The following is a 16516-nucleotide window of genomic DNA, read 5'->3' as shown; positions in this document are numbered from 1 at the left end:
GATCTTCGTGTCGCGCATTCTGGCTGCATGAAAAGCATTGCTTTCCCGAATGGATCTTCGGTCCCCGCTCTCGGCCAGGGCACCTGGTATATGGGCGAGGCCGCCTCGCGGCGCGCCGACGAAGTCGCAGCCTTGAGGTATGGGATCGATTTGGGCATGACCCTCATCGACACGGCGGAAATGTATGCCGATGGCGGAGCGGAAGAAGTCGCGGGTGAGGCCATAGCAGGGTGCCGTGACGAGGTTTTTCTCGTCAGCAAGGTTCTGCCGTCCAATGCCTCGCGGAAAGGCACGGTCGCGGCCTGCGAGGCGAGCCTTGATCGGCTCGGTACGGATCGGATCGATCTCTATCTGCTGCACTGGCGCGGGGGCGTCCCCCTATCCGAAACGCTCCAAGCCTTCGAGACGCTGATGAGCGCGGGCAAGATCCGCTCCTGGGGCGTCAGCAATCTCGATGTCGCGGATATGGAGAAAATCATAGGCCTCAAGGGGGGTGACGACTGCGCCACCGATCAGGTTCTCTACAACCTCAGCCGCCGCGGCATCGAGTTCGATCTTCTTCCGTGGTGCCGGAAGCGCGGCATGCCCATCATGGCCTATTCACCCATCGAACAGGGCCGGATCCTGCGTCATCCAGCCTTGGCGAAGATCGCGGCAAGGCATGGGGCGACGCCCGCCCAGATCGCGTTGGCCTGGGTGCTGCGAGATCCGCATGTGCTGGCCATTCCGAAGGCCGGGCGGCGCGCTCACGTCGCGGAAAACCGGGCGGCGGCCGATCTGGTTCTGTCGCCGGAGGATTTTCACGAACTCGATGCGGCTTTTCCGCCGCCGAAGCGCTCACAACCATTGGAAATGCTCTGACGCGAAAGGCTCTATCCGCCGTGCGGTTAAAACCAATTCCCCTTTGGCGGATCATGCCCTAAGAGCGGCATGATCGTGGAGACCAAGCCGTGCCGGAGATCTTTCGCATCGAATCCATCGGACCCGAGGCCGAGGGTAGCGCCCTCGTTCGCCGGACATTGGTGCGGGTCGATTCCGTCGAAACGGCCAAGAAACGGGCGCTGAAGGTCTTCGAGAGGGCCCGCCAACCGCAGGGCCGGTCGCTCGGCGTGGAGACCGTGCGGCTGGTGAACGGGGCGGGCTACGAGGTCTTCTCGGTGAGCATCCGGGACTGAAGGGAGTTCGGCGCGACGCCAGGGACAGGCCCTCGCGGGTTTCCCGCGCGCCTTTCGGCTGCTAAACCACCGCCATGACCTACAAAGTTGCCGCCCTCTATCAATTCGTTGCGCTGCCGGATTTCCGCGACCTGCGGGAGCCTTTGCACGCGCTTTGCGCTGCCCTCGAATTGAAGGGCACCCTCCTTCTGGCGCAGGAAGGAATCAACGGCACAATTGCCGGCGAGGCCGACCGGATCGACGCCTTGATTGCCGAGCTTCGCGATGGGGCGCTCTTCGGTGGACGTCTCGACAATCTCGAACTGAAGTTCTCGGGCGCACTCGAAATGCCGTTCCAGCGCCTGAAGGTGCGCCTCAAGAAGGAAATCGTGACGCTCGGCGACCGGGACACCGATCCGACGACGGTGGTCGGCACTTATGTGGACCCCGCGGACTGGAACAAGCTTCTCGAAACGCCTGATCTCGTGCTCATCGACACGCGCAATGCCTTCGAGGTCGAGATGGGGACGTTCCAGGGGGCGCTCGATCCGAGGATCGAACGTTTCAGCGATTTCCGCACCTATGTGGAGCGCACGCTCGATCCGAAGACGCACAAGAAGGTCGCCATGTTCTGTACGGGCGGCATTCGTTGCGAAAAAGCGAGCTCCTACATGCTCTCGCGCGGCTTCGAGGAGGTTTATCACCTCAAGGGCGGCATTTTGAAATATCTGGAAGAGGTTCCGGAAGAGCAAAGCCGGTGGGATGGCGCGTGTTTCGTGTTCGATGAGCGCGTCGCTCTGGGGCACGGGCTTGTGGAGCAATCGGGGGCGGCGCCCGCCAACGGAGGCGTCGAAACCCATGAGTGACATCGAGGCCCTGAACGCGCGCATCGACAGGCTCGAAATGCGTCTCACCCACCAGGAGGAGACCATCGAGGATCTGAACAAGACCATCACCGCGCAATGGAAGCAGATCGACAGCCTGACCCGGCAGATCGTCGGCCTGCGCGACCGTGTGCAGGAAGCCGAACATAACGCCCGCGCCTCCTCGCACAGCGAGCCGCCGCCGCCTCATTATTGAACGCGGCGCCGGCATTTCTGCGAATGCCGGGGTTCGATGACATGAGTGCGCGCTGCCCTATCTGAATGCCAAGGTGACCGTTCAGGGGCGTCATATGCAGACCGAAATTCGACCGCCGGTTTCTCCGGGCGATATATCGCGAAAGTCGTTCTGGCTCGGCCTCGCAACGCCGCTGACGGTCATCGCATTGCTGCTCTGCCTGGCTTTCGTCTGGTACAACGCGGGTAGTCTGCTGTTGATCTTCAGCGCGGCCCTTTTCGCCTCCTTTCTCGATGCCTGCACCCGGGCGCTCGCACCGATCCTTCCGCTGAGGCGGTCCTGGCGTCTGGCGCTCGTGAGCCTGATCCTGACCGGCGTCATCGCCTTTGCTCTCGTCCGGGGAATCAGCCAATTGCCTGAACAGGCGCGTTTGCTCATCCGTGTCATGGATGCGCAGATCGACGTGCTGCAACAGAAGCTCACGAGCTTCGGCATCGATGTTCTGGGACCGGAGGGCGGGCGCGATTTTTCTCACCTGCTTCCCGATCCCGCGATTCTGTTCGGCCACGTGCAGTTCGCGCTCGGTACCGCCTCGGGGCTGCTGGTCAATATTGCCGTGATCGTGTGCCTGGGTCTCTTCTTTGCCGCCAACCCGGACGGCTATCGCGAAGGCGCTCTCTGTCTCGTGCCGCTCGGCTATCGCGCGCGCGCCCGCAACGTGTTTCGGGAGATGGGGGATGTGATGCGCGCCTGGATTCTCGGTCAGCTTGTGCGAACGGCCCTGGTCGCGGTCTTTATGTGGCTCGCTCTCTATCTTCTCGGTCTCCCCGGCGCTTTTCTGCTCGGTCTCCAGGCCGGATTGTCGACCGTCATCCCCTATATCGGGCCGTTGGTTGCGGGCATACCGGTGGCGCTCGTGGCGATGCCGCTCGGCACGACGATGCTCATCTGGGCGATGGCGATCTATTTCCTGATCCAAAACATCGATGGCTATGTGATCGGCCCGCTGGTTCACCGGGAAGCCGTGCAGGTGCCCCCGGCCTGGACGTTGGTCGGCATCGTGATTCTCGGTTCCTTCTTCGGCGTGACCGGCATGGCGCTCGCGACACCGCTGCTCGCCATCGCTCGCGTTGCGATAATGCGATTTTATGTGGAGGACTGGCTCGGAGATCGGCAGGCTGTCTCCCCGTAATCTAAAGCGACGGCTTCCGCGCAAGGTCCGCGTCGATCCCATTCAGCTCTTGATGAACGCTAACAAGTCGGCATTGAACTCGTCTCTTCGTGTCTCGGCGAGGCCATGTGGTGCGCCGGGATAGATCTTGAGCGTCGCGCCGGGGACCAGTTTTGACGACAGCATCGCGGCGGCGCCGATCGGCACGATTTGATCGTCATCGCCGTGGGCGATCAATGTCGGGATATCGAACTTCTTCAAATCCTCGGTGAAATCGGTCTCCGAGAATTGTTTGATGCAATCGAACGAGGCCTTGATGCTGGCCTGCATGCTCTGTCTCCAGAAGGAGTTGCGGATCCCTTTGGAGATTTTCGCGCCCTCGCGGTTATAGCCGTAGAAGGGCATTGTCAGATCCTTGAAGTATTGCGCACGGTCGGCGAGGACGCCCGCGCGAATTCCGTCGAAGGCTTCGAGCGGCGTACCGTTGGGATTGGCAGGCGTTTTCAGCATCAGCGGCGGGACGGCGCTGAGGAGCACCGCCTTCGCCAGCCGCGATGTGCCATGACGGCCGATATAGCGGGCGACCTCGCCGCCACCGGTCGAATGGCCGACAAGAACGGCGCCTTGCACGTTGAGCGCGGTGAGAAGTTCGGCAAGGTCATCCGCATAGGTGTCCATGTCGTTGCCTTCCCAGGTCTGGCTCGAACGGCCATGGCCCCTGCGGTCATGGGCGATGACCCTGTAGCCGAGCGTGCCTAGAAACATCATCTGGGCATCCCAGGCATCGGCGGAGAGCGGCCAACCGTGCGAGAAGACGACAGGCTGCCCCTGACCCCAATCCTTATAGAAAATTTCGGTGCCGTCCTTGGTGGTGAAAACGCTCATCGCGCCGATCCTTTCGTTCTCGCTGACCCGACCGGATCGCTCGAAAGCGAGCGCGCCGACGCCGGCTTGTTGAATTGAAAAGACTTTTCCGGAGGCCCGGATTTCACGTCTCCGGATCACATTCCAAGAGATAGAGCGCTCGCATCGGTTGGCAGGGGGCGGCCGAGGTTGCTCGACCCCCGTCGGAAGCACAGGTCAGGTTTGGCGGTGGCTACTCACGAGAATAGGGAAAGAAGGTCGAGCGCTACCGGCTTCCTTTCCGTCTCTCTGAGTGCGTGCCAGGGGCGAGAGCCGGGCATGTGTTTCAGCGCACGATCAAGCTCGGCCACGAAATATTATCGCCCGTGACTGAGAACGGCTTTCTTCATGCAAGAACAAGCACTTAGTTGAAGTCTAGCCAAGCGACGGGAACAACTTGAGTCTTCCCTAACGGCACATCCTCTCCGAACGGAGAGTTGCGAGGTCAAGCTTGCAGCAATATAGCGTAACGTCAATTCTCCGATGAATCAGTGGCCCGAAAGGCTGCGGATCGAGAGAGAAATATCTGAACGAAGACACGACAGGGCAAAGCTCACCCTTGCTTCCGTAGGATCCGGCCAAAGCCGGGTTGTCTACGCCCGCCGGCTCCGACGAGTTCAGGCTTGTCGGATTAAAGAATCACGCAATCATTCTCTGGCGTATTTGCCTTTCAGGAGAACATCAAATGACTATAGAGCAGAACCCGACATTGTGGGGATCGGTTAGCGTCGTCGCGAATGGCGATCTGGATGCCGTTTCGATGCTGCCGAACGGCGGCTACGTGGTCGCCTATCGGTGGGATAAACAGATTTCCTTCCAAATTTATAACGGCAACGGTGAGAAGGTAAGCACCCACTTCGTGGCAGGTCCGACCGATGGCAACATCTCACAATGGCAGCCTCACATTCTCACGAATACGGACGGATCGTTCGTGGTCACCTGGACCGAAGCGCCGAGCGCTGCAAGTGGCGGCCGTGTTCTGAAGAGCCAAGCATTTAACATCAATGGCGAAGCACTGGGATCTGCCGTAACCCTGAGCCAAGCGGCCAATGCCGATGGGGTCCATGTCGCTACCAACGGTCACGGCGGCCGTATGATTGCTTATGTCAAGGAGCAGAGCCCCGACGTTCCCAAGCTTACATTTCTGGAGATCACTGCAACAGGTCAGCGGAATGAAACTGTCCTCAACGTCGATGCCGCAAGCACCAAGGTAAGCTTAGATTGGCTGGGTGACGATATCGGTTACGCGGTCAGCTACAACGTCGGTAACGATCTGATGATCGCAACCGTCAAAAATGGTGCCATCCGTCTGTTTTCAACAGTAATTCCAGGTATCGCCGAATCCGACCTTGTCGCGTTGAAGGATGCAGACGGGAACCTAACCGGCGCGTTCGCCGTGACTTATGTGGATAGTTTTAATTATCAGGTCACAGTTGATACCTTCCATCTAAACACAACGACAAACACCATCGTGCGGGACAGCTCGGTTCCGCTCGCGCCTCGGACGACCGATAGCGGCGGATTGAAGACGAGCATCACCGCGCTTCATAATGGCGGGTATGCTGTTGCGTACAAGGGCCAAGCACCGGATGGAGACCAAAGAGCCGAAATCTATGTGAAGGTTTTCGATGCCGAGGGCCATGCGGGCCCCGCAATCCGGATTCCTCTCAATGGCCATCAGAGCATGCCTGCGATCTCCGAAATGGCCGATGGCCGTCTCTCGGTGTCATGGTATGATCCGTCGCTCGGCGTCGGCTCCGTTGAGACGGTGATTGTGGATGCCCGCGCAGCGGCAGTGACGGTCGTCGGCACAGGCGGGAATGACATCTATGCTCCGTCCAAGCACGAACACGACAACTTCGACGGCGGCGACGGCATCGACACCCTGACCTTCCAGGCCGCCGGCAGCGGCGTAGGGGTCAATCTCGAGACGGGCATCGGGACGGGCGGCGCGGCGGGCGATACCTACACCAGCTTCGAGAAGGTGATCGGCTCCAACTTCGCCGACACGCTCGTGGGCAGCAATGGCGCAAGCACGCTGCAGGGCGGCGCGGGGGACGATTTATACTTCGTCAAGGCCGGCACGGCGCTTGTCGAAGGTGCTGGCGGTGGTACCGACTCAGTTTATACTGACGCGACCTACACGTTGGCCACTCACCTCGAGAACCTGTTCGCCACGGGCGCCAGTGCCATCAACCTCACCGGCAACGAGAGCAACAACCTCATCGTCGGTAACGAGGCGCGCAACCAGCTCAACGGCGCCGGCGGCAACGATACCCTGATCGGCGGCGGTGGCGATGACGTCCTCAATGGGGGCGCGGGTAACGACGTGCTGGACGGCGGCGCGGGCGCCGACGTCATGGATGGCGGTGCAGGCGACGACGCCTACGTGATCGACAACCCCGGCGATGTGGTGAACGACACGGGCGGCGGCATCGACTCGGTGACGGTCAATATCTCGTACGACCTCAACAGGCTCGTCGGCATCGAGAACATCAACGGCTGGGGCTCCGGCTCGATCACGCTGACGGGAACCGCCGGCAACAACGCCATGAACGGCGGCGAGGGGGCCGACATTCTCTATGGCAATGCCGGCAACGACGTACTGAACGGCTTCGGCGGCAACGACCGGCTCCATGGCGGTCTGGGGGCCGATACCCTGACCGGCGGATCGGGCAAGGACATCTTTGTGTTCGACACCAATCCGAAGACGAAAGGCAATACGGATCGGATCACGGACTTCAACGTCCGCGACGACTCGATCTATCTGGAGAACAAATACTTCAAGGTATCACCTGCCGGGACGCTGGCGAAGCCGAAGCAGATGGCGAGCAAGCACTTCTACAAGGGTACAGCGGCGCACGATGCCGATGACCGGATCATCTACGACAGCAAGAAGGGCATTCTCTACTACGATGCCGACGGCACAGGCGCCGCGAAGCAGGTCAAGATCGCCACGCTCGATAAGAGCCTGAAGATGACCGCCAAGGACTTCTTCGTGATCTGACAAAAGCAGAGGGGCCCGTGCAGCTCGCTTAATATTAAATCTGAAAGCGCCTTGTTCCGCAGGGCGCTTTTTTCGTGCCGGTTATCCTGCACACAGAAAGACGAAATCGCGTCCCTGTTCTTTTCTGTCGCTTTCCGGGGGTGGGGAACAAACTGCTTTTCTCTCCATTATTAATACAATATAACATATATAAATGACGGACGTAGGTGCAGCGATGGCTCTTTGGGGATCGAACTTTCTGGTCAATACGTCAACTGAAGGCGCTCAGAACGAGGTTTATGTCAGCGCCCTCGGGAATGGCACCTTCGTTGCCGTGTGGAGCAATAACCTCGGAACATCGCAATCCATCAAGGGACAGATGTTCAATGCCGACGGAACCCGCACGGGCGGCGAGTTCACCATCGATGCGGGCAGCAGCATCATCAGCCCGACACTGACGGTTCTGGCCGACAACCGATTCGTCGTCTCCTGGTACGATGGGGACGATTTCGTCAATGTCGGCTCCAAGATCCAAGCGCGTCTCTTCGGATCCGACGGACAACCCATCGGCACTGAATTCACGCTCAATACACTTCCAGAGGGACGCCGGGACGCACCGTCCGTGACCGCTCTCGCCAATGGCGGTTTCACCGTAACATTTTCGGACTACGAGACAGGCAAGATCCGGACCCGCGCGTTCGATCGTGATGGGCATTCGTCGCCCGAGAGCACAGTGAACGTCACTGATACCGGCCTCCAGGATCTGCCCGCCGCCGCAGGCCTGTTGGATGGCCGCTATGTGGTTGTCTTTGAGGATCGGAGCGCTAGCGCAGACGATCCCTATAACACCATCCGCGGCCGCATCATGAAGGCCGACGGCACGCCGGACTCGCTCGAGTTCCTCGTTCCTTCATCCGGAATGAACAAGACCGAGCCGTCCGTGGCCGCACTCTCCGACGGCCGTTTCGTGGTGACATGGACGGTCCGAGGAGTGTCCGGCAGCACCGTGACAGCTCAAATCTTCAACGCAGACGGATCCAAGTCGGGAAGCGAAATATCAATCGGTGTCGGGTTACCGGGACTTCCATCGAAATCAGACTTGATCGCATTGCCCAATGGCGGATTCGCCGTTGCGTATTGGGCCTATGGCACAAGCGCTGGTCTGGAAGAGATTCGCGTCTCGCTCTTCGACGGTGCGGGCGCCCATATCGGCAGCGATGAGAAAGTTGGACCATTCACGGCGGATGGACGCGTCTTCAGCACGCCCGATCTCGCACTTCTCCCCGATGGTCGCCTCATCGCCTCTTGGGGCGAGCGCCCGAACATTGCGGGAGCTTTCACCGATGCCCGCGCTCAGATCGTCGATTTGCGCACTGAGGCTGCCAATGTTTCCGGCACGGCGTCGGACGATCAGTTCATCGGGACACGTTTCGATGATCACCTGAGGGGAGCGGATGGGCGCGACTTTCTCCGCGGCGAGGCAGGGAATGACCTGCTGAACGGCGGCAGCGGCAACGACACTCTCGACGGCGGCGACGGCAACGACATGCTGGACGGCAGCACTGGGGTCGACGTGATGCGCGGCGGTGCAGGAAACGACGTCTACTACATCGACGATGTCAACGACCAGATCGTGGACAGCTCCGGTATCGACACCGTCTATCTCGCCGTGAGCTACGACGTTTCGCGTCTCGTCGGCATCGAGAACATCATGGGTGTCGGCGCGGTCGCCATCACCCTGACAGGCGATGACAAGAACAACGAATTAACCGGCAACGACGGCGCCAACATTCTGATTGGCGGCAAGGGCAACGACGTGCTGAACGGCGGTGCGGGCGACGACCGCATCCACGGCGGTCTCGGTGCTGATACCCTCACCGGCGGATTGGGCAAGGACATCTTCGTGTTCGACACCAATCCGAAGACGAAAGGCAATACGGATCGGATCACGGACTTCAACGTCCATGACGACTCGATTTATCTGGAGAACAAGTACTTCAAGGTCTCACCGGCCGGGACGCTGTCGAAGCCGAAGCAGATGGCGAGCAAGCACTTCTACAAGGGTGCCAAGGCGCACGATGCCGACGACCGGATCATCTACGATAGCAAGAAGGGCATTCTCTACTACGATGCCGACGGCACGGGCTCTTCGGCGCAGGTCAAGATCGCCACGCTCGATAAGAAGCTGAAGATGACCGCCAAGGACTTCTTCGTGATCTGACCCGGACTCCGGTCTATCCGTAAAGTGCGCGTGAGAGCCGCGTTTCGCGGTCCAACAAGCGCTGAAGGGCCTCGATTTGTTGCTCGGTTTTGGCTGGGATGAGCGCGGTTCTTTGCCGCTCGCTCTCAGCTAGCAGAACCATAATTCGCGTCGGACTGTGCCAGTACCTTAGATACCCGGGTTTCATAGCGTCGCTCCTTTAGCCACCCGATCATTCTACCGAGTCGTTTAAGGGGCGCACCGCACAAGTATGTATTACATATTTTTATTGAATTTCAAATAGTTAGTATTTTGCCCTAACGTTCACAGACGTACCAGGCGCGGACATACGGCCCGTCCCATAACGCCGTTCAAATCATGCCAAAAGGCCCGTTCGATCACGCCAAGCCCTGTGAAGTAGCGGCAAGCCAGATGCGCCTGATCAACTGCTTTCTGCGGCGGGACAATATCGCTTGAGACAAGCAATCCCGACGAAGTGAAAAACAATGCGGCCCAACCAATGAACACCAGCGCGAGAAGGGGTTTGAGCCACATCGCCGTTATTCCTTGTGGAGCCTGACGCCAGGGTTGCGGCCGTTTAAGAACTCAATGCCAACCGCCTCTAGGGCGGTCTGGGGCACTGATCCCTTCCATGCGGGGCAAGCTAGGCGCTGAAACCCTGAGAAAAATGGCGCACCCGACACGATTCGAACGTGTGACCTTTGCCTTCGGAGCGTAATACATAGAGTATTACTTTGCATGCCGTCGGATTTTATTTATAGACAACATTAGATTTAACTTCTTAATTTCTAAGGGAAACAACATGTTTGCTGAATCCCCTTTTTATGAAGCCTCAATTAACCAATAAACACTCCCCAAAATCGACATGGCACACTCCTGGCACACCTAATCAACCTGCCGCCCTGATGCCCAGAACCAGCGCCAAAAGCTCAAAAAGCCGCTCTGTTGAAGAAATGCACTTCCATCAGACTGGGCGATTTCAAATTAAGCCCGGCCTCGCCTTGTACAAAAACTCAAGGTCACGTTTCATTTATGCAGATCATGTCCTCTCGCCCAAGGAGAGGGTTCGCAACTCAACACGAACAGATAGTTATTGGCTTGCCAAGGATATTGCTCAACGGCAGCACAAGGACCTTCTGCACAGAGTGCAACAAGGCGCACCGATCCACATCTCCGGTCCCAGTGTCAGCGACTTGCTCGAAGCATATCTTGAGGGCCTGAACCGAAAGCTGGTTTTGGGCGATAAAAGTGTGAAACCAGAGATTTCCGCCATTATGAGGAATTTAGTTCCTTTTTGGCGCACGATCTCCTTGGGTCAACTTAACCGCCAAACCTTCTACCAGTGGGAGGAATGGCGGAAATCTAAGCATATCGAAGCACCAGTGTTCCGCACCTATAAGAGGGGCACTGCCACGATTACGGCCCCCACGAAGGAGAAGCCGCCGACCGTCAGCACACTGCAAAGGGAGAAAACTTACTTTGTGGGCGCTCTTACATGGGGCAGCAATCAAATTGAGAAGTGGGTCAGTGATGAGGTGGTCGCTGAAATCAGGCACCTCCCTCGCCGTCGATCAAACAAAAAGGCGCAAGCGGAAAACGACTGGAAGCGCGCAGCCCTCACGGACGAGCAAACAGCAATCCTGAATCGCGAGTTTGATGCTTGGGAAGAAAAGGAGAAAGCCCGCGCTTCTAAACGCGGAGAGCAGGGAAAAGGCCGGAATTACGAGCGAAGGCTCATGGCTCATAGGGTCAGATTGATGCTGGCTTCCGGTCTGAGGCCGGGCACTGAGGTTAATGACCTCAAGTGGAAGAACATTCAAACAGCGCGCCTCTCAGACGGTCGAGAGATCATTGTCATTACCCCCTGCGGAAACGGTAAGACAGGCCCAAGAGTGGTAAATTGTCTTCCTGAGTCGGTTAAGGTCATCGCATCTTTGCGCTCTATGCTTACAGAGTTTGGCTTTCCTATTGAAGGCGAGGCATCACTCTGGCCTCGTTTTGGGGGCGGTGTTGTGAATGATATGAACAACAGCTTCAAAGGCGTGATGAGACGGCTTAAATTTGGTCAGGAGCTTAGTTCAGAGCCCCTCTATATTTGCCGCCACACGTATATCACACATCTACTCAAGGCAGGCATTAGCTCGGACATCATCGCGACGAACTGCGGCACATCGGTTGAAATGATCGAGAAGCACTATAAGCATCTCAAGGCAGAAAGCCTGCGCGATGCGTTGGTTCCTCGGATCAACTCACCCCGATTGGGGCGCGAATTAGCACTACCGAGTGGAAGTCCGCACAAACTGGAACTTAGATCGGACGGCACGATGGCGCTGGCAAAGGCAACATAAGCCCTTGGGGCAAAGGTCAAGAAAATTGCTTTTTGCGATGGCTCTATGAGAAGATAAATATAAAGGAGATGCGCTTTCGAAGTAGCTTCTCCTTCATATCACTCAGGAGTTACAGGGGCGACTCCACCCCGAAGCCGCTATCTGGGACAACATACGAGGCATGGCGCATTGCCATAAGCCGCAGACCAGACGCGAGGAGAGTGACCGACCGAGACGGACATCATCGCCCATGATGGCAGATGAGTAACGGCTGCTCGGCAAAGGGCTGAAAGGCCGCTTTGCAAGAAGGCACTTAAAAAGAGGAGAAGTGCGTCCTTAGCTATCTGACGCCTCTCCACATACGTCCGATCCCCGCATTGTCGAGACGTATGAGGGTCGATCTTCATATCGACGACCGTTGGGGCCATTACGAGCCACCCGGAGTACAAGACGCGGAAATGAAAAAGGGCGATAGGCCACATTCCCGCACAATCCCAAAGCTTCATCTACTAGGTGGGTTCGGTCACGAATGGGCTGCTATAAGCTGGTACAGGGCAACCGCCAGCGCTGAGTAAAATCGGCTACGTGGCTAATGCGGAGATATAGACTCAGGCAGGGTCAATCTCATTCGTCTCCTTGTTCTGGATGATTTTTGACCCGTCCAGGACAGGGGGACAAAAGAGAAGCGATCTTGGCAGTGATGGAAGAAAGAGGTCTGAATCAAGATCGCTGATGGCCTGAAATGCGAGCAATCACGAGAGGATCGAGTGATTGAGAGCAATGGAGGGCCAATCAGCGGGTTTAGAGGCATTAGCCTCTAAACCCCAAACTTAGTTTCTGGTCACTGGATTACGGGCTTAAGACTGCCTCTTGGACCATTCGAGGGGTCTAAACTAACTTTGGAAAGTTAGTTTAGACCCAATTATGCGGCTTCTGCCGGTTCCATAGCTTCGCATTGTCCTGCCCTAAGAGCGGCATAGTAGCTAGACTTGCTGATATCCAAAATCCGACAGGTCTCTGGGACAGTGGTGGCTGGATCGTCATGGGCGAGCATCACCTGCCGGATCAGAGCTTCCGTGATCTTGGGTGGTCGGCCAAAGCGAGTTTGGCGCTGCCGGGCGATGGCTCGACCTGCCGCACTGCGTTCGAGAAGAAGATTGCGCTCGAATTCAGCCAGGACAGCCAGCACACCAACGACCATCTTCCCCGTCGCAGTGCTCGTATCGATGTTGTCCATGATCGAAACTAACTTTGCTCCCCTGGCCTCGATCTCCTCAACGATTTGGAGCAGGTGAAGCTGAGAACGGGCAAGCCGGTCGAGGCGGTAGACCGTCGCCTGATCCCCCGAGCGAAGCTGATCGATCATGCGACGCAGTTCGGTCCGATCTCGCTTCGCCCCCGACGCTTTCTCTCGATAGATGTCCCGGTCATCGACCCCGACTTTGATCAAGGCATCGAGTTGAAGGGACCAGTCCTGGTCAGAGGTTGAAACGCGCGAGTACCCGAACTTCCGGCCAACGATCATCCAAAAACTCCCGTGTAGTTCAGAGAAATTCTCGCACGGACTTTCTGCACGTCAAACAGTTTGTGTTTCCGTCGCCCGATCAGCAATCCAGAAACTGAAGACTTGTCGGACTGCTGATTAAGCCGATCTATGGGTCTTAGGCTATGGTTTTCAAACTAACTTTCCGTCGCCATCCTCACGATAGAGGAATGGCTCCCATGGCACATCGTGATCGGGAGTATCCTGAGTCCATTGCTGAGCCAATTCGAGATCGATCTCGGGACCGAGGTTGACCTCGTACTTATCGAGGTCATGCCTGTAGTTCTGCATCCGCAAGGGTAGCTTCGGGCCACTCTCCCACACGATTCCGCCCACCCACTGATAGTCCCGGTATTCAATTGGGAGGTCGCCATAAGTGGAAGCTAGAGTGTTCCCAAGGGCTCTCGACTCACCCCAGAAAATTCCAAGGAGGCTCTTTGTCTCGCGACAGCGTACAATGATGACGCGCATCCGCTCTTCATCAACTGCCAAAGCTATAACTCCTTAAATGATCAAGAAATCCTTGTAGGTCATCAGGAGGCCCTTGGCGAGTTGGGCAAACTTAGTTTGTGCGGTCCGACCCGTGCCGTCTGGATCGTAGTAGAGAGCACCACTCCTCGGGTCGTAGATGATGCGGTCGCTAGAGTCGTGAGCTTTGGTGCCAGCCCAGAAGTAGCCGGACTTCAAGGTGCCGTTTGAGCCGACCTTGGTGAAGATGGCATTCTCCAGGTAAATCGTATCGTACTTCACACTGAAGTCGGTGATCGTATCCACATTCGAGTATTTGTTCAGCGCCGTGCTGAATACGAACTTGTCCGAGCCCAATCCCCCGGTCAGACGGTCGTTAGCGAGCCCGCCATTGATCGTGTCATTCCCGGAGCCACCGCTGATGCGGTTAGCCCCAGCGTTTCCGGAGATCACGTTGTTAAGGCTGTTGCCGTTGAGCGTGATTGCACCGGCTCCGGAGCCATAGAGGCGTTCGACGTAAGACGCCAAGGTCAAGCTGACGCTGCTGTAAATGGTGTCGGCAGCGCCGCCGGTAGAGGTCTCGATCACCCGATCCCCGGCATTGTCCACGTAGTACGTGTCATTGCCGATCCCGCCATTCATCCAGTCTGCGCCTGCCCCACCGTCGAGGACATCGTCTCCTGCTTGGCCGTACAGTGAGTTCGCCGCAGCATTACCGGTGATGGTGTTGTTCAGGTCGTTGCCGATGAGGCTGATCGCATCCGAGCCCTGTGCGACGAGCCGCTCGACAAAAGCAGGCAGCGTATAGCCGACGGTCGTGTACACTGTGTCGGCGTTTCCGACGGTCGCGGTCTCAACCACCTGATCTCCAACGCTATCGACGTAGTAGGTGTCATCGCCGAGTCCGCCTTCGAGGTAGTCGTCGCCTGCCCCGCCATTCAGGACGTTATTGGCGTCGTCTCCAACCAGAATGTCAGCGAACGAGCTACCGAGCAGGTTCTCGATACTGATGTACTGGTCACCAGCCGCATCCCCAGTGTTGGCAGACGAATTGGAAAGATTGGCGGTCACGCCCGCAACGGCTCCGGCGTATGAAGCAGTGTCGCTCCCTAACCCACCATTGAGGGTGTCCGCTCCGGCGAGGCCCATGAAGGTGTCGTTCCCTGCCCATCCAGTAAGGCGGTCGGCCCCAGCCGTCCCGTTCGCTGTAATGGCCGTGGTAAAATCGCTATTGAAGTTGATGTTCGTGTTCAGCGTACCATAGACGCTCGACCGGGTTCCGTCCGAAAGGAAGACGTTATCGCGCAGAACCTGGAAATTCACAGTGCCGCTGGCAGTCACGTAAGGGATGAAGCGCGGGACATTGTCGATCCAGACTCCAGCGGCATTCTTAAATGTGTCCGCCCAGGTCAGGTACTCGTTGCGTACGGCAAGATGCAGGCGTCCCGATCCATCGTTGAGAAAGATCGCATTGCCGTGGCCGGTGTTTAACCCTTCTGCGGCAATAGCGAGGTCAATCGTACCATTGCCGTCGAAATCCCGAACCTGAAGGCTGTAGTCGGCTGTCCAGTTAGAATTGTATTCGGGCAGCCAAGTATCGGTGATATCGACGAAGTTGAAGCTGCCCTTGTTCTGGTAAATGCGGATGGAGGAGGCGTTCTCGCCGAGTGAGTAGTTTGTGCTCAGTGTCAGGATGTCGTTCAGGCCATCCCCATCTAAGTCCGCAATCATGGCGCGGACATCGTGACTATAGGTCTCTTGGAACAACTCACCAGTGCCGAAATCGATGGGCGAGAGACCATCGTGATGGGTCTCGAAGTACGGGGTGATCTTGGCGACCTTTGTGCCGTTCACCATCCCCGTCCCGTCGCCCTTCATTACGAGGATGTCGGCACGCTGGAAATATCCATGCTCGTCAAAGAGAGGGATGGAGGTATCGATGGCGTCTCCGATTACGAAGTCTACATAGCCATCGTTGTCGAGGTCACCAGCCGCTACCGCTGATCCTCCGGGCGAGCGATTAACCGGGTTTGCGTCAGGGGTATTCCAGACAGCAACAGGATTTGCGCCGTTCTGGCCAAGGAAGTACTGGTCCGAGGTGCGAGATGAGCCAGTTGCTGCATCAATCGCGCTATAGGTTGCCGTAACGACATCCATAAGGCCATCGCCGTTGATGTCGGCAAGGTTCGCGCCATGGGCAGCGATGCGGTCATCATAGTCCACGCGCGTATAGCCGGACGCACCAGAAATGAGGAAGGTCGAGCGAGCCGGAGTCACTGGAAAGTCGGTGAAACCGGCAACACCGATGTCGCCTTTCCCATCCCCATTGAAGTCGGCAATGAGCGGTTGCCATGTCCCGGCAATCACAGTGCCGGAAAGGCCGCTAAACTCCGTGAAACCACCCGATGCGTCCTGCTTTAGCACCAAAAGCCGGGTGGCGGCGTTGTTCGGACCGGTCGGGTCGCTGCCATAAGCCCATCCGCCGATCACCATGTCCAAGCGGCCATCTCCATCGAGATCGCCGAAATGGTACCCATTGTTGATCTGGTCACCCGCGAGCGTGGTGAAACGGAAGAGGCCGACCGGGGTTACGCCAGGAGACTTCGTGATCATTGCCCCTCCAGAGATGTCGCCCTTTTATTCTGCTAGGGCTCGGCTTTGTGCCACATATAGCACCTTATAAC

Annotated in this window: 13 protein-coding genes and 1 tRNA gene; 8 read left to right on the top strand and 6 right to left on the bottom strand. The window is 57.5% G+C overall.

The annotated features are described in order from the left end of the window. Window positions 1-27: 27 nt before the first annotated feature. The 5 genes from AB4072_RS11190 (at window position 28) to AB4072_RS11170 (ending at window position 3405) form a co-directional block, all read left to right on the top strand. Complete coding sequence (locus tag AB4072_RS11190) at window positions 28-861, top strand: aldo/keto reductase (RefSeq protein WP_441968001.1); 834 nt, start codon at window positions 28-30, stop codon at window positions 859-861. A gap of 89 nt (window positions 862-950) precedes the next feature. Then, window positions 951-1175 carry a hypothetical protein gene (locus AB4072_RS11185; protein ID WP_441968000.1) on the top strand — a complete coding sequence of 75 codons (225 nt, stop codon included), beginning with the start codon at window positions 951-953 and terminating at the stop codon, window positions 1173-1175. 74 nt (window positions 1176-1249) lie between these two features. Beyond that, window positions 1250-2020 (top strand): oxygen-dependent tRNA uridine(34) hydroxylase TrhO, encoded by a 771-nt coding sequence (gene trhO, locus AB4072_RS11180; RefSeq protein ID WP_441967999.1) that lies wholly within the window; start codon window positions 1250-1252, stop codon window positions 2018-2020. Next, entirely contained in the window at window positions 2013-2234 is a 222-nt protein-coding gene (locus tag AB4072_RS11175) for a SlyX family protein (RefSeq protein ID WP_441967998.1), read from the top strand. The genes trhO and AB4072_RS11175 overlap by 8 nt, the downstream gene beginning before the upstream one ends. A gap of 94 nt (window positions 2235-2328) precedes the next feature. Then, window positions 2329-3405: an AI-2E family transporter gene (locus AB4072_RS11170; RefSeq protein WP_441967997.1), complete on the top strand. Its 1077-nt coding sequence runs from the start codon at window positions 2329-2331 to the stop codon at window positions 3403-3405. A gap of 42 nt (window positions 3406-3447) precedes the next feature. Here AB4072_RS11170 and AB4072_RS11165 read toward each other — a convergent pair whose 3' ends face one another. Further along, window positions 3448-4269 (bottom strand): alpha/beta fold hydrolase, encoded by an 822-nt coding sequence (locus AB4072_RS11165; RefSeq protein ID WP_441967996.1) that lies wholly within the window; start codon window positions 4267-4269, stop codon window positions 3448-3450. A 703-nt stretch (window positions 4270-4972) separates the two neighbouring features. On the opposite strand from AB4072_RS11165, the gene AB4072_RS11160 reads away from it, so the two are divergent. After that, on the top strand, window positions 4973-7294 hold the full coding sequence (locus AB4072_RS11160) for a calcium-binding protein (protein WP_441967995.1): 2322 nt from the start codon (window positions 4973-4975) through the stop codon (window positions 7292-7294). A gap of 214 nt (window positions 7295-7508) precedes the next feature. Beyond that, entirely contained in the window at window positions 7509-9494 is a 1986-nt protein-coding gene (locus AB4072_RS11155; RefSeq protein ID WP_441967994.1) for a calcium-binding protein, read from the top strand. Between the two features lie 303 nt (window positions 9495-9797). Here the strand turns inward: AB4072_RS11155 and AB4072_RS11150 are convergent, their stop codons facing one another. Together AB4072_RS11150 and AB4072_RS11145 are read right to left on the bottom strand one after the other, a co-directional pair. Then, entirely contained in the window at window positions 9798-10028 is a 231-nt protein-coding gene (locus tag AB4072_RS11150; protein ID WP_441967993.1) for a hypothetical protein, read from the bottom strand. A 134-nt stretch (window positions 10029-10162) separates the two neighbouring features. Further along, window positions 10163-10236: transfer RNA gene (locus AB4072_RS11145), tRNA-Arg, on the bottom strand. Between the two features lie 64 nt (window positions 10237-10300). Between AB4072_RS11145 and AB4072_RS11140 the strand changes: the two genes are divergently transcribed. Next, a complete protein-coding gene (locus AB4072_RS11140; protein WP_441967992.1) occupies window positions 10301-11842 on the top strand; it encodes a hypothetical protein in 1542 nt (513 codons plus the stop codon). Between the two features lie 901 nt (window positions 11843-12743). On the opposite strand, the gene AB4072_RS11135 is transcribed toward AB4072_RS11140, so the two are convergent. From AB4072_RS11135 to AB4072_RS11125, 3 genes are all read right to left on the bottom strand, one after another. Continuing rightward, window positions 12744-13346: a recombinase family protein gene (locus tag AB4072_RS11135; protein WP_441967991.1), complete on the bottom strand. Its 603-nt coding sequence runs from the start codon at window positions 13344-13346 to the stop codon at window positions 12744-12746. 150 nt (window positions 13347-13496) lie between these two features. Beyond that, the gene (locus AB4072_RS11130) at window positions 13497-13856 is read right to left on the bottom strand and encodes a hypothetical protein (protein WP_441967990.1); all 360 of its coding nucleotides are present in this window, start codon (window positions 13854-13856) and stop codon (window positions 13497-13499) included. Between the two features lie 12 nt (window positions 13857-13868). Beyond that, on the bottom strand, window positions 13869-16445 hold the full coding sequence (locus AB4072_RS11125) for an FG-GAP-like repeat-containing protein (protein ID WP_441967989.1): 2577 nt from the start codon (window positions 16443-16445) through the stop codon (window positions 13869-13871). Window positions 16446-16516 lie beyond the last annotated feature (71 nt).

The organism is Microvirga sp. 2MCAF38 (assembly GCF_052115485.1).
In the GTDB taxonomy this organism is placed as follows: Bacteria; Pseudomonadota; Alphaproteobacteria; order Rhizobiales; family Beijerinckiaceae; genus Microvirga.
The sequence above is the reverse complement of the archived record's forward strand: the minus strand, read 5'-3'. Positions and strand labels throughout refer to the sequence as shown.

Coding starts and splice junctions, on each gene's coding strand:
- AB4072_RS11125 (WP_441967989.1), bottom strand. CDS start 16,445: ATGATCACGAAGTCTCCTGGCGTAACCCCGGTCGGCCTCTTCCGTTTC.
- AB4072_RS11175 (WP_441967998.1), top strand. CDS start 2,013: ATGAGTGACATCGAGGCCCTGAACGCGCGCATCGACAGGCTCGAAATG.
- trhO (WP_441967999.1), top strand. CDS start 1,250: ATGACCTACAAAGTTGCCGCCCTCTATCAATTCGTTGCGCTGCCGGAT.
- AB4072_RS11160 (WP_441967995.1), top strand. CDS start 4,973: ATGACTATAGAGCAGAACCCGACATTGTGGGGATCGGTTAGCGTCGTC.
- AB4072_RS11165 (WP_441967996.1), bottom strand. CDS start 4,269: ATGAGCGTTTTCACCACCAAGGACGGCACCGAAATTTTCTATAAGGAT.
- AB4072_RS11135 (WP_441967991.1), bottom strand. CDS start 13,346: ATGATCGTTGGCCGGAAGTTCGGGTACTCGCGCGTTTCAACCTCTGAC.
- AB4072_RS11155 (WP_441967994.1), top strand. CDS start 7,509: ATGGCTCTTTGGGGATCGAACTTTCTGGTCAATACGTCAACTGAAGGC.
- AB4072_RS11150 (WP_441967993.1), bottom strand. CDS start 10,028: ATGTGGCTCAAACCCCTTCTCGCGCTGGTGTTCATTGGTTGGGCCGCA.
- AB4072_RS11170 (WP_441967997.1), top strand. CDS start 2,329: ATGCAGACCGAAATTCGACCGCCGGTTTCTCCGGGCGATATATCGCGA.
- AB4072_RS11190 (WP_441968001.1), top strand. CDS start 28: ATGAAAAGCATTGCTTTCCCGAATGGATCTTCGGTCCCCGCTCTCGGC.